General features: G+C 22.4%; 12 protein-coding genes and 2 pseudogenes. 8 read left to right on the top strand and 6 right to left on the bottom strand.

The window, feature by feature from the left end:
- Positions 1-9: 9 nt before the first annotated feature.
- Both RJI84_RS01325 and RJI84_RS01320 read right to left on the bottom strand, forming a co-directional pair.
- Positions 10-1,356, bottom strand: coding sequence for a signal recognition particle receptor subunit alpha (locus RJI84_RS01325; protein WP_343188965.1), 1,347 nt, complete (start codon positions 1,354-1,356; stop codon positions 10-12).
- A gap of 29 nt (positions 1,357-1,385) precedes the next feature.
- Entirely contained in the window at positions 1,386-2,510 is a 1,125-nt protein-coding gene (locus tag RJI84_RS01320; protein WP_343188964.1) for a prephenate dehydratase domain-containing protein, read from the bottom strand.
- A gap of 233 nt (positions 2,511-2,743) precedes the next feature.
- On the opposite strand from RJI84_RS01320, the gene rplM reads away from it, so the two are divergent.
- Positions 2,744-3,172: a 50S ribosomal protein L13 gene (gene rplM / locus RJI84_RS01315; protein ID WP_343188963.1), complete on the top strand. Its 429-nt coding sequence runs from the start codon at positions 2,744-2,746 to the stop codon at positions 3,170-3,172.
- Positions 3,173-3,190: 18 nt separating this feature from the next.
- A complete protein-coding gene (gene rpsI / locus RJI84_RS01310; RefSeq protein ID WP_343189266.1) occupies positions 3,191-3,583 on the top strand; it encodes a 30S ribosomal protein S9 in 393 nt (130 codons plus the stop codon).
- A 67-nt stretch (positions 3,584-3,650) separates the two neighbouring features.
- On the opposite strand, the gene cgtA is transcribed toward rpsI, so the two are convergent.
- From cgtA to RJI84_RS01290, 4 genes are all read right to left on the bottom strand, one after another.
- The gene (cgtA, locus tag RJI84_RS01305) at positions 3,651-4,652 is read right to left on the bottom strand and encodes an Obg family GTPase CgtA (RefSeq protein WP_343188962.1); all 1,002 of its coding nucleotides are present in this window, start codon (positions 4,650-4,652) and stop codon (positions 3,651-3,653) included.
- Between the two features lie 95 nt (positions 4,653-4,747).
- Positions 4,748-4,999 carry a 50S ribosomal protein L27 gene (gene rpmA, locus RJI84_RS01300; RefSeq protein ID WP_343188961.1) on the bottom strand — a complete coding sequence of 84 codons (252 nt, stop codon included), beginning with the start codon at positions 4,997-4,999 and terminating at the stop codon, positions 4,748-4,750.
- A 5-nt stretch (positions 5,000-5,004) separates the two neighbouring features.
- Positions 5,005-5,328 carry a 50S ribosomal protein L21 gene (rplU, locus tag RJI84_RS01295; protein ID WP_343188960.1) on the bottom strand — a complete coding sequence of 108 codons (324 nt, stop codon included), beginning with the start codon at positions 5,326-5,328 and terminating at the stop codon, positions 5,005-5,007.
- A 116-nt stretch (positions 5,329-5,444) separates the two neighbouring features.
- Positions 5,445-5,711, bottom strand: a complete 267-nt coding sequence (locus RJI84_RS01290; RefSeq protein WP_343188959.1) for a BolA/IbaG family iron-sulfur metabolism protein — start codon at positions 5,709-5,711, stop codon at positions 5,445-5,447.
- A gap of 378 nt (positions 5,712-6,089) precedes the next feature.
- Here RJI84_RS01290 and greA point away from each other — a divergent pair, with 378 nt between their 5' ends.
- From greA to infB, 6 genes and pseudogenes are all read left to right on the top strand, one after another.
- Positions 6,090-6,569, top strand: a complete 480-nt coding sequence (gene greA, locus RJI84_RS01285; protein ID WP_343188958.1) for a transcription elongation factor GreA — start codon at positions 6,090-6,092, stop codon at positions 6,567-6,569.
- A 12-nt stretch (positions 6,570-6,581) separates the two neighbouring features.
- On the top strand, positions 6,582-7,208 hold the full coding sequence (locus tag RJI84_RS01280; RefSeq protein ID WP_343188957.1) for an SAM-dependent methyltransferase: 627 nt from the start codon (positions 6,582-6,584) through the stop codon (positions 7,206-7,208).
- Between the two features lie 37 nt (positions 7,209-7,245).
- Entirely contained in the window at positions 7,246-9,081 is a 1,836-nt protein-coding gene (gene ftsH / locus RJI84_RS01275; RefSeq protein ID WP_343188956.1) for an ATP-dependent zinc metalloprotease FtsH, read from the top strand.
- Between the two features lie 688 nt (positions 9,082-9,769).
- Positions 9,770-9,854, top strand: a pseudogene (locus RJI84_RS01270).
- Positions 9,855-10,078: 224 nt separating this feature from the next.
- Positions 10,079-11,122: pseudogene (nusA, locus tag RJI84_RS01265) on the top strand (transcription termination factor NusA); the annotation flags it as partial.
- A gap of 164 nt (positions 11,123-11,286) precedes the next feature.
- Complete coding sequence (gene infB, locus RJI84_RS01260) at positions 11,287-13,509, top strand: translation initiation factor IF-2 (protein ID WP_343188955.1); 2,223 nt, start codon at positions 11,287-11,289, stop codon at positions 13,507-13,509.
- The last annotated feature ends 3 nt before the right edge of the window (positions 13,510-13,512 follow it).

Raw genomic sequence — 13,512 nt, 5'->3', positions numbered from 1 at the left:
AGATTTTTGTTAAAAAATTTTTTTGTTAAATAAGTTTTTAAAAAAACTTTTTGTTCCGTCTTTTTTCATCCTGTTCATAATTTTTTTTACATGGTAAAATTTTTGTAACAATATATTAACTTGTTGTATAGTACATCCTGATCCTAATGCTATTCTTTTTTTTCTTGATCCTTTTATTATTTTTGGATTATTTCTTTCTTTATGTGTCATAGATTGTATAATTGTTTTAAAATTTTTTACCAATGAATTATTTAAGCTCGAAATTGTTTGATTTTTTAAAACATATTGTTCTGGTATTCTTTCTATAATTTTATCAACTCCTCCAATTTTATCTAATTTATCAATTTGATTTAAAAAATTATTTAAATTAAATCTATTTTTTCTTCTTAAATAATTTCTTGATAAAGACAGATTTTTTTTGTTTATTTTATTATTTATTTTTTCTATAAATGATGTTATGTCATCCATTCCTATTATTCTATTAACCATTTTTTTTGGTTTAAATATTTCTATTTGGTGAATTTGTTCTCCAAAACATAAAAATTTTATCGGTTGTTTTGTTATGCTCTTAGCAGATAATGCAATTCCACATCTAGCATCACTATCTGTTTTGGTCAAAACTATGCCTGTTAAATTAATATTATTATTAAAGCTTTCTATTATTTTTATAGAATCTTGTCCTATCATGGCGTCGCAAACTAATAATGTTTCTATTGGGTTGGAAAATCGCTGTATATTTTTTAAATCTTCCATCATATGTTTGTTTACATGCAACCTGCCAGCAGTATCTATTAGAATACATTCATATAATTTTTTTTTAGCTTTTTTTAATCCTATTTCTAATATTTTAATATGATTTGTCTTATTTTCTATATCTAAAAAATCTATGTTAGACATATTTGATAAAAGTTTTAGTTGTTCTATTCCAGCCGGTCTATTTATATCTAATGAAAATACGCACACTCTCTTCTTATTTTTTTTCTTTATAAAGTTTGCTATTTTTACAGTACTAGTAGTTTTACCCATTCCCTGTAATCCTACTACTAATATTATAGATGGATTCTTCGAAGATATATTTATAAGGCTAGGATCTTCTCCAAATTCTAATAACATTTCTTTTTGTATTATATTTATTAACTCTTGTCCAGGAGTAAAGCTTTTGTTTATTTTTTTTCCTATTGCTTTTTTTTTTATTTTGTAAATAAATTTTTTTGTTACCTCTATAGCTACGTCTGCTTCTAAAAAAGATGTTCTAATTTCTCGTATAGTGCTATTTATATCTTTTTTAGTTATTCTTCCTACTCCATATATTTTTTCTATTATAGTATTGAATTTTTCTCTTAAACTTTTAAACATTTTTTTCTCTTAAAATATATTTAGTGTATTTAAAAATTTTTTTTTAAAAAAAAGTTATAGTTTCCTATTATTCTAACATTTTCAGAAATTTTAGAAATTTTTTTTAATATCTGTTTTATGTTAAGTTTAAGTATTTTACTATTTAATATTTCCATAAAATATGTATATGATTTATTTTTGTATTTTTTTAACGATTGTATATTTATGTTTTCTTTGTGCATTATTAGTAATATGTCAGAGGGAAATATGTCTCTAGTATACTTAAATCTTATTAATACTATTTTTTTGTTTTTGTCTATTTTTTTAATAATATTTTTTTTCAACATTATAAATTTAGTAAAATTTTTTTTATTATTTTGTATATTTTTTTTTAAAATTTTTAAATTAAATAGTTTCACATTTTTTGAGCTAGCTATAGCGGCTACATGTTTTTCTCGTTTTTTTAATATAATTCTTATTGCACTTGATGTACTTTTAGTGAATTTAATATTAGATGTACAAAATTTTTTTATAAACTTTTCACATTGTAAAAAAGGTTGAATATGAGTATATATTTTTTTTATTTGTTTAACTTCTATATTTTCATTGTTAGATAATAGACAATGATTTATTTGTAAATATATTACTTCTGTAATAAATAACTTAGTATTTAATAAAATGTTATAAACGTCTTTGATCTTTCCAGTATTACTGTTTTCTAACGGCAATATTGATATATCTGATATGTTATTTTCTACAGATTTAGCCGCATCCTCAAATGTTTTATATGATAAAATCTTGTGTAATATATTATTTTTATCACAATATTTTTTTGTAACGTAATATGAATATGTACCTTTAGGACCTAAAAGTGATATTTTTTTTATATTTCCATGTAAAAATACTTTTTTTTGTATTTTAATTGAATAATATATTATAATTTCAAAAATTTTTTTTAAACATTTTTTGGAAATATTATATTTTTTAGATTCGTTACATATTTTTGATAATATTTTTTTTTCTCTATTATTATCTTTTACATTTTTTTTTAAATAAATTTTAGTTTGAGCAATTTTCTTAGAAATACAATTTCTTTCAAAAATTTTTTTAATTATAGTATTATCTATTTTATCAATTTTGTTCCTAAGTTTTAAAAGATCCGTTTCTAAATTCATAAAAATATGTTCTCTTGTATATTATAAAAATTAAATTAGAATTTTAATACTAAATGTTAAAAAAAAATAAAAATGTAAAAATTTTTAATTATAAAAACGTAAAGTTTTATTTTTTTTAAATAATTTCTTTTTTTTAATATAATGTTATAATTTATATAAAAAATATATTTTTATTATATGAAACTTTTTAAAATTCTTATTAATAATATTATTATATAGGTGTTTTTTTTAAAATGAAAACTTTTTTTGTCAAAAATATTATAAATAAAAAAAGATGGTTTTATGTAAATGCTGAAAACAAAATATTAGGAAGATTAGCGTCTAGTGTATCTAAATATTTAATTGGTAAACATAAATCTAATTATGTTAGTAGTGTAGATAATGGAGATTATATAGTTATATTCAATGCGGAAAAAATTTCGTTTACTGGAAATAAAATAAACAAAAAAATTTATTTTAGACATACTGGATATGTTGGTGGGTTAAAGGCTATTAATTTGAAAAGTTTATTATTAATACAGCCTGAATTTGTTATAAAAAGAGCTATTAAAGGTATGTTACCAAAAAATACACTAGGTAGAAAAATTATTAAAAAATTAAAAATATATTCAGGAAATGTTTTTAAACATTCTGCCCAAAAACCAACATTATTAGAAATTTGATTAGGAATTTTTAAATAAATTATGAACACAAAAAATTATGGAACAGGTAGGAGAAAAACTTCTTCTGCTAGAGTATTTTTAAAAATTGGAGTTGGTAAAATTATAATAAACAAAAAAAAATTAAGCAAATATTTTACAAGAAAAACTTTATGCGACATTGTTTTACAACCAGTAATATTATTAGATTTACATAATAAATTTGATTTTTTTATTACTGTAAAAGGAGGGGGCATATCTAGTCAAGCTAGCGCTATAAGACAGGGAATTACAAAATCATTAATACAATATGACGGATCTTTTAAACCTAAATTAAAAAAAGTTGGATTTGTTACTAGAGATTCTAGAAAAGTGGAAAGAAAAAAGTGTGGACTTAGAAAAGCTAGAAAAAAACCGCAATTTTCTAAGCGTTAAATTTTAAAATACAAATTTATAACCCGGTATAATCTTCTATATACTCGGGTTTTAAAGTTTAACACAATTAAATTTTATATCTTTTGAGAAAACTAAAAATATTTTTACATAATTTTGTAGTACCTATTTTGTTTTTAGCAGATATAAAAAAAATTTTTTCTACACTTAGATATTTTGTTTTTATTTGTTCTATCTTTTTCTTGTAATTTATTTTATCTATTTTATTAAAAATCATCCATATAGGTTTTTTTAATATATTTTTATTGTATTTTATTATTTCTTTCTTTATTATTTCTATATTTTTTATAATAGATGATATATTTTTTATAGAAAAGTCTATTATATGAAGTAATATTCTACATCTTTCTATATGTTTTAAAAATTGTATTCCTAATCCTGTCCCTTTTGAAGCACCCATAATTATTCCAGGTATGTCAGCTATTATAAATTTTTTTTTCTTTATGAATACTGCACCTAATTTTGGATATAATGTAGTAAAAGGATACGATCCAATCTTTGTTCGAGAATTTGATATATTTTTAACTAATGTAGATTTTCCAGAATTTGGTAATCCTAATGTTCCCACATCAGCTAATATAGTTAACTTTAACTTAATTCTTACTTTTTTTCCTTCTTTTCCTTTAGTATGTTTGAAAGGTGTTCTGTTTGTAGAAGATTTAAATTTGTAATTTCCTAATCCTCTTTTCCCGCCTTTTGCAATAAGTACTTTTTGTTCTTTTTTTGTTATGTCATATATAATTATATTTCTATCTGCATCTATTATTTTGGTTCCTAGAGGAACATTTATATATATGTCTTTTCCTCTTTTTCCAGAGCATTTTTTTTTACTTCCATTTAGTCCATTTTTTGCTTTAAAAACTTTTTTAAAATTATATTTTGATAATGTATTTAAATTTATATCTGATATAATCCATACATCACCTCCGTTCCCACCATCACCTCCATCAGGGCCTCCTTTGGGTATAAATTTTTCTCTTCTAAAACTAGTACATCCATTTCCTCCGTTTCCAGATTTTACTAAAATTAAAATTTCATCAATAAATTTCATTTATTTCTCTTTATAAAACTATATTTTAATTTTTTTTCGTTTGAAGTATTATAAAAAAATTTTAATATATCACTTTTTTTAAAAAATATAACATGTTATATAATTTTCACATATTTCCTTTTATTAATGCCTTTTGTTTCGAATTTTATTGATCCTGATACCAATGCATATAATGTATGGTCGCGGCCACATGCTACATTTTTCCCTGGGTGAAATTTAGTTCCTCTTTGTGTTAATATTATATTTCCTGGATGTACTTTTTCGCCACCAAATTTTTTTATTCCTAGTCTTTTAGGATTAGAATCTCGACCGTTTCTAGTTGATCCTCCAGCCTTCTTATGTGCCATATTTATTAAGTCCTATTGTTATTACTTATTTTTGTTATTTTTATCACTGTATATTCTTGTCTATGTCCTTGTTTCTTTTTATAATGTTTTCTTCTTTTATGTTTTATGATGTGAATTTTTTTACTTTTTTTATGAGATTTTATTATTGCTTCTACATATTCTTTATCTAAAAATGGTTTTCCTATCATTATTTTTTTTTTAGTTGATATTGCTAGAACTTTTTTAAAAAAAATTATGTTGCCAATTTTATAATCTATTTTTTTTACATTAATAGTATCACCAGTATTTGCTAAATATTGATTATTTTTAATAATAAATATTGCCTTCATTTTTTTGTTACCTGCATTTTTTTTACACTTTTAAAGAACAATATTATATATATTTTCAATAAATTTTATTGTTTTTTAAAAATCTTCATGCTGAAAAGTATGTAAAATTATTTTTTTTATTTGTTTTTTTGTGTTTTTTGTTTTAAGGATTTTTTTTTCCATTCTTTAATAGAATATGCATAAATAGTAACAGCATGTATTTTTTTTTTAAAAATTAGTTTTTGTATATTAGAATAGACTATTTGCTGTTTTTGTAGTTCTGTCTTATTTAGAAAAATGTCGCTTACTACGACAATTTCAAAATTGTTATCTGTTTTTTTGACGTTTATGTTATATAAATTTATTTTTTTTTTTAATATATTTTTTATTTTTTTTTCAATCATATTTTTTAGAAACAATATTTAATAAATATTATTTTAATTATAAAATATTTTGTTTAAATAAAAAACAATTTTTTTTAAATAATGATTGTTTTTTAATATTTAAATAATAGTTGTTTTAAAAATATTATTTTTTTATATTTTTTAGTTACATATTTTGGAATTTATCTTTGTATTTTACATATAAAATTGATAAAATATTTTATATTATTTTTTTAAAAAATATTTGCTTAAAGAAATATATACTAAAAATTTTGTTTTATTATTTAATATAATTGTTTTTGTAATATAAAATTTAAAATTTTGTATAATGTAATTTACGTTAGTAAAGTAATATTTTTTTTAAAATTTTTAAACTAAATATATTATTGAGGTTCTGACTTGGTGAATTATATACCTATAACTGTTTTAGGATTTAAAAAACTTAAAAATGAGTTGCATAGTCTCAAAAATTTTAAGAGGAAAAAAATTGTAAATGACATTAAAAAGGCTAGAGCACATGGAGATTTAAAAGAAAATGCAGAGTATCATGCCGCAAGGGAAGAGCAAAGTTTTTGCGAGAGTAGAATTAAAGAAATAGAAATAAAGTTATCTAAGATGAATATAATAGATATAACTAAAATTCCAAATAAAAAAAAAGTAGTTTTTGGAGTAACTGTTACTATACTAAATATAATATCTCAGAAAAAATTTACATATAGAATTGTTGGAGAAGACGAATCTAATTTTAAAAACAAATTAATTTCAATAAAATCTCCTATATCTAGAGGTTTAATAGGAAAATTTGTAGGAGACATTGCAAAAATAAAAACTCCTAATGGAATAATAGAGTACAAAATTATTAATGTAAATCATATATAATATTTTAAAAAAATGAATTATAAAAGGTTTTCTAAAAGTTCTACAATTTGGTTACAAAGAAATTTTAGAGATAAATATGTTTTAGAAGCTAAAGAAAAAAAATTAATATCTAGATCTTGGTTTAAATTACACGAAATAAATTTAAAAGAAAAAATATTTGAAAAGAATATGAATGTTGTAGATTTAGGTTGTTCCCCGGGCGGTTGGTCAAAATATGTTTCTAGATATGTAAGCCCTGGTGGTAGAATAATTTCATGTGACATACGCAATATGCATGCTATTAATAATGTGATTTTTTATAAAGGAGATTTATTAGACAAAAATTTTTTATCATATTTTTTAAATAATGTTATAAAAATGAGTACAGATGTATTAATGTCCGATATGTCTCCTAATTTTAGTGGAAACAAGTGTGTTGATATTTCTAATTCGATTAATTTGTTAAAGTTATCTTTTTCAATATGTAAAAAGATTTTTTTAAAAAGAGGAATATATATAGTAAAAGTATTTGAAGGTAAAGGATTACAAAAATATATAAAAATTTTGAAAAAGTTTTTTAAAAAACTTAAAATTTATAAGTTAAAAACTTCTTATAATAAATCTAGAGAATTGTTTGTTGTAGGAAGAGGAATAAAATAATTTTTTTATAACAAGTTTGTTATATGAGGTTAAGTCTTTGCGTGATTCAGCTAAAAATATAATTATTTGGTTATTTGCATCTATTATATTTATGTCTATTTTTCAAAATTTTGTGTCTCGTAGCTCCTTTAATAATAGAGTATCTTATACTACTTTTTTATCAGAAGTTCATAAAAATAAAATATCACAAGTTACAATTGATGGAAGACAAATAGAAATACTAAACAAAGATAAAAATAAATATTATACTACTATACCAGTTAATGACCAAAAATTACTAGATATTTTGTTAATAAACAATGTCAAAGTTTTTGGCAAAGGGCCTGCTGCACCTAGTTTTTTTACTTCTTTAGTTTTGTCTTGGCTGCCTATGTTTTTGTTAATAGGGATATGGATTTTTTTTATTAGGCAATTGCAATCTGGGGGCAAGGGAGCTATGTACTTTGGAAGAGATAAGTCTAAATTGCTTACAGAAAATAAGATAAAAGTAACTTTTTCTGATGTTGCTGGTTGTGATGAAGCTAAAGAAGAAGTTAAAGAACTTGTAGAATATTTAAAAAAACCTAAAAGATTTAAAAAACTTGGTGGGAAAATTCCAAAAGGAGTTCTTTTAGTAGGTCCTCCTGGTACAGGAAAAACTTTATTAGCTAAAGCAGTTGCTGGAGAGGCTAAAGTTCCATTTTTTACAATATCTGGTTCTGATTTTGTAGAAATGTTTGTTGGAGTAGGTGCTTCTAGAGTTAGAGACATGTTTGATAATGCTCGTAAATTTGCTCCTTGTATAATATTTATAGATGAAATAGATGCTGTAGGCAGGCAAAGAGGGGCTGGTTTAGGAGGAGGGCACGACGAACGAGAACAAACGCTTAATCAAATACTAGTAGAAATGGATGGTTTTGAAGAAAATGAAGGTATAATATTAATAGCTGCCACTAACAGACCCGATGTTTTAGATCCTGCTTTATTAAGACCAGGTAGATTTGATAGGAGAGTAATAGTTCCTTTGCCTGATCTGAAAGGAAGAAAACAAATATTAAAAGTACATGTTAAAAATATTCTTATAGGAAGAGATGTATCTGTTTCTATTTTAGCCAGAGGAACTCCGGGATTTTCTGGTGCAGATCTAGCAAATTTAGTTAACGAATCAGCTCTTTTATCTGCTAAGCTTAAGAAAGACTATGTATCTATGTCTGAACTAGAAAAATCTAAAGATAAAATTATTATGGGTTCTGAAAGAAAATCTATTTTAATTACTAGAGAACAAAAAGAGTGTACAGCATATCATGAAGCCGGACATGTTATAGTAGGCAGGTTAGTTCCAGAACATGATCCAGCTCATAAAGTTACTATAATTCCAAGAGGAATGTCTTTAGGATCTACTTTTTTCTTGCCTGTAGATGATAACATTAGTATGAGTAAGCAAAAATTAGAAAGTAAAATATCTACATTGTATGGTGGAAGACTTGCAGAAGAAATAATATATGGATCTAAAAATATATCTACTGGATCTTTTCATGATATAAAAATGGCAACAAATATAGCTAGAAACATGGTTACTAAATGGGGATTTTCTAAAAAGTTAGGACCTATATTATATACTAAAGAAAAAGAAGAAATATTTTTAGGGAAAAGCGTATCTTTAGTATCTAATATATCTGATGAAACTATTAGAATAATAGATAAAGAAATAAAATTTTTAATAGAATTTAATTATAATAGAGCGTTTAAAATTTTGAAAGACAATATTGACATTTTACATGCTATGAAAGATGCTTTAATTAAATATGAAACTATAGAGTTGTTTCAAATAGATGATTTAATGAATAGAAAATCTGTTAGAAGTAATATAAACTCGAAATCTGAAAAAAAATAATGTTTTTTATATAATACTATTATTATGATTTTATATTAAAAATTAACATTAGTCTTTTTTACAATGTTTTTTTATACAAGACATTTTATACATTTAGATTCAAAAGGATAATTACATTATTTCAAACAATATATTTTACATGTATAATGTAAAGTGAATTATTTTATATATGTTACATAATAGTTTACATATTAATATTTTATTAGTAATATTTTTTATATTGTAGTGAAATAGTTTATTTGTGTAGTTATCTTTATATTTTTATTTTTTTTTGTAGTAAACATTGTAGATATTTTGTATGTTTTAAAATGATAAAAATCGTAATTTAGTACTATATAATTTAAAATAATATATTATTAAGGTGATTATGTATGTTATCATTTTTTCGTTTTTTATGGTGGTCTCGTTTATTTTAAATTATTTAATTCTAACGCAGGAAGGAAAATTATTAGAAACACATGACTATTATAGATATAAAAATATAAGTTCATTATTTTTTTTCAGTGTGTTAAAAAATAATTTTAGAAATAAATGTATATCAATTTTATCATTATTGTTTTTTTTTATTAATTTAATTTTATGCAATTTTATGAATGTTAAATAGTAATAAACTTTATAAGTTTAACTTAAATTTTTGTTTTATAAATTGTATAAAAATATAATACTTTTATTAAACATATTTTATATTGCCAAGATGGTGAAACGGTATACACGCTATTTTGAGGGAATAGTGCTTTTTTATTAGCATGCGGGTTCAAATCCCGCTCTTGGTATAAAATTTGTTAGTGTAAATTAAAAAAAAATTTTTAGATGTATTTTTAAAGCAATAAATTTTAACTTTTTAATAAAAATTTTTAAACCCCGTAATTCTCGGGGTTTTTTATTTTTTAGTAATATTTAAAAATTTTATAAAATACATTTTTTAAGATATTTTTTTAAATTTTATTTTTGCTAAAAAAAATAGTTTACACATTTTTTTTATTAAAGGATTTTTCTTATGAATAAAGAAATTTTATCAGTTGTAGAATCTGTTTCTAACGAAAAAGAACTTCCTAAAGAAAAAATATTTGAAGCTTTAGAATTTGCAATATCTGCTGCTACAAAAAAAAAATGTAATAAAAAAATTGATGTTGTAGTAAAAATAGATAGAAAACATGGAAATTTTAAAACGTTTAGAAGATGGATAATTGTAAAAAAAGTTAAATTTCCTACTAAAGAGATTACTTTAGAAGCTGCGAAGCTCGAAAATGAAAATTTTAAATTAAAAGAATATGTAGAATATGAAATAAATTCTATAGTTTTTGATAGGATAACTACACAAACTGCAAAGCAGATAATGGTTCAAAAAGTTAGAGAAGCAGAAAAATGTATGATAATAAATAAATTTAAGAAAAATATTAATGAAATAATAACAGGAATAGTAAAAAAGATTAGTAGGGACTGTATATTTTTAGATTTAGGTAATAATGCAGATGCTATAATAATGAGAAAGGATCTTCTTCCAAGAGATAACTTTAGATTAGGTGATAGAGTAAGAGGGTTATTATATTATATTAATACTGAGTCTAAAGTAGCTAAATTGTTTGTAAGTAGGTCTAAACCTGAGATGTTGATTGAGCTTTTTAAAATAGAAGTGCCAGAAATAGGAGAGGGATTAATTAATATAAAAACTACTGCTAGAGATCCTGGATCAAGATCTAAAATTGCAGTTCAGTCTAATGATAATCATATTGATCCAGTAGGAGCTTGTGTTGGAATGAGAGGAGCAAGAGTGCAAGCAGTTTCTAGTGAACTATGTGGTGAAAGAATAGACATAGTCTTATGGAATTCTGATCCAGTAAAATTTGTGATAAATTCTATGTCTCCAGCAGATGTTGTTTCTATTATCGTTAATAAAAAAAAACATACAATGGACATTGCAGTGGCATCATTAAATTTAGCTCAGGCAATAGGAAGAAATGGACAAAATGTAAAATTAGCTTCCCAATTAAGTGGATGGGATTTAAATGTTATGACTACGTCTGAGTTAAAAAAAAAACATAATAAGTAATAAAAATTTATTATACAAAAAATTAAAGAAACAACAAATTAAAAATTATTTGCAATATGCATATTATAAAAGTGATTTTTATGTACTATCTTATATATGTTTTCAAATATTTTTTATAGTGTTAACTACAATTAATTATGTTCATAGGAAAAAACATGAATAAACCATTTTTTAAAAATAAAAATATTGGTAAACGATCTAATATATCTTATAAAAAATCTATTAAAAAAAATAAAGTAAATAACCTTTCTAAGCTAAAAAAATATAATAATACATCTTTTCTAAAAACTCCTCAAAAAAATAATAATAAAAGAGCTGTTGTTAAAAAAAATGTTTCAAATAATAAAAGTAGTAAAGAAAAAAAAATTTTTCCTAAAAATAATTTTACTAATAAATTTAAAAATATTTTGTTTAGTAAAAATAAGAATATAAAAGATAATAAAACAACTAAGCAACATGAAAGTAAAAATAAAAAATTTTTTACAAAAAGCATATTAAATAATAATGTTTCTACTATTAGAAATAGAAAATTAAATATAAAAAATAATATGTTAGAATTTAATAAAAGGAACAACTTTATTAACAAAAATGCTATTTTAAGAAACAAAAAAATAATTTTTATAAAACAAAATTTTGTAAAGCCAAAAAATGTTATAAAAAAAAATATAATATTGAATTATAATACTTCTATATTAAAACTTTCTAAATTGCTAGGAGTAAAAGTTAAAAACATATTAACAAAGTTATTAGAATTAGGAATAAAAATAAAAAATAATTTTTTAAGTTTTAAAGATGCAAAGTGCATATCTAAATATTTTGGATATAAAGCAATAGAAAAAAAAAATATAAAAATACAAGATTTAATAGAAAAAAAACATAATAATGACACTAAACTGAAAGAGAGGCCTCCTATTGTTACTATTATGGGGCATGTAGATCACGGTAAAACCTCTATTTTAGATTGTATAAGATCACAAAATTATAAAACTGTAGAATCTGGAGGTATAACACAAAACATATCTACACATTATCTGAAAATAAAAGATAAATATATAACTTTTTTAGACACTCCAGGACATAAAGTATTTGCAAATATGCGATCTAGAGGAGCACAAATAACAGATTTAATTGTTTTAGTAGTAGCTGCAGATGATGGAATTATGCCTCAAACTATAGAAGCTATAGAACATGCAAAAACTTCTAATGTTCCAATTATAATAGCAATAAACAAAATAGATAAAAGGGGCAAAAATATAGATTTTATTAAAAATGAATTGATGAAATATGAAATAATTTCCGAAGAACTAGGTGGAGAAAATATGTTTGTGCTAGTTTCTGCAAAATTTAAAAAAGGAATTAACAATTTGTTAGAAGCTATTATATTACAATCAGAAATTTTAGAATTAAAAACTTTTTATGAATGCATTGCTAAAGGAATAGTTGTAGAATCATTTCTAGACAAACATAAAGGATTTGTTTCTATTATTATAGTGCAAGAAGGTACCTTAAAAATAGGAGATTTTATTATATGTGATACTGAGTATGGAAAAATAAAATCGATCAATGACGAATTTGGAAATCTATTAAAGGCTGTAACTCCGTCTATTCCCGTAAGAATATTAGGTCTTTCTGGTATACCTATTTCTGGAAGTAAATTTACTGTTATAAAAGATGAAAAAAAAGCTAAAGAATTTGTTTATAATATTAAAAATATAAATAAAGAAAGAAAACTTGCTACAGATAAGATTTTTGAAATAGAAAAATTTTTAGATAATGTTAAAATAAAAAATTTTAATGAAATGAACATATTAATAAAAGCAGATTCTCAAGGTTCATTAGAAGCTATTCACAACGAAATTTCTCGTATTTCTAGTGACAATTTTTTAATAAAAATAATTAGTTCTAGTGTAGGAGCAATAAATGAGACAGACGTTTCATTAGCGATTACTTCTAAGGCCATAGTTGTAGCTTTTAATGTTTTTCCTAATATTACAGCTAAAAAATCTATTTTGTCAAACAATTTAGATGTAAGATATTATTCTGTAATATATAACTTATTACATGAAATAAAATCACTTAAAAAAAGATTCATGAGATCTAGTAATAAAAATATATCACGTGGTAGAGCTAAAGTAAAAAATGTTTTTAAATTCTCAAATTCTATTTATGTTGCTGGGTGTATAGTAACAAATGGATTTATAAAATGTGGGTTAAACGTAAAAATAATTCGTAATAATAAATTTGTTTTTCAAAGTAAAATAGATTCTATAAAACATTTTAAAAAGGATGTAAAAGAAGTTAAAGAAGGTTTAGAATGTGGAATTATTATAAAAAATTTTAATAAAATAAAAATTGGAGATGTTTTAGAAATATTTTAATCT

Origin of the sequence: Buchnera aphidicola (Chaitoregma tattakana) (assembly GCF_039370165.1) — a bacterium.
In the GTDB taxonomy this organism is placed as follows: Bacteria; Pseudomonadota; Gammaproteobacteria; order Enterobacterales; family Enterobacteriaceae; genus Buchnera_G; species Buchnera_G aphidicola_F.
Note: the sequence above shows the minus strand (reverse complement) of the source record. Positions and strands in the feature narration are given on the sequence as shown.